This window comes from Bacillus cereus group sp. N21 (assembly GCF_016483395.1).
GTDB classification, from domain to species: domain Bacteria; phylum Bacillota; class Bacilli; order Bacillales; family Bacillaceae_G; genus Bacillus_A; species Bacillus_A pseudomycoides.
The window spans coordinates 1-286 of record NZ_JAEHBX010000315.1; the positions used below are offsets into that span (position 1 = coordinate 1).

Below are 286 nucleotides of genomic sequence, written 5' to 3' on the forward strand. Positions count from 1 at the left end.
GAGACATTATGGCTTAGCACATGATATGCTGCGGTATAAATTTGACAACTGTTGGATCAATCAAATGCTAATATTCAACTAATCGTAGATGCTTTGTATTTCTCCTTGGATTGATAGGAAACTGCCTCTTCTGACAACCACCTCTGATAGTTACGGATATGACGTTTTCGTAGATTCCTCCATACACGACCATCTTCATAATCTTTTATATCTTGCTGCAGATACTCTGTGCTTTGTTTAATAAAAAAATAGAATTGACTTAGATCACGTGCATATAAAACACGTG

General features: G+C 36.0%; 1 pseudogene. It reads right to left on the reverse strand.

From position 1 onward, the window contains the following. Positions 1 to 77: 77 nt before the first annotated feature. A pseudogene (locus JDS96_RS31020) lies at positions 78 to 286 on the reverse strand (tyrosine-type recombinase/integrase); the annotation flags it as partial.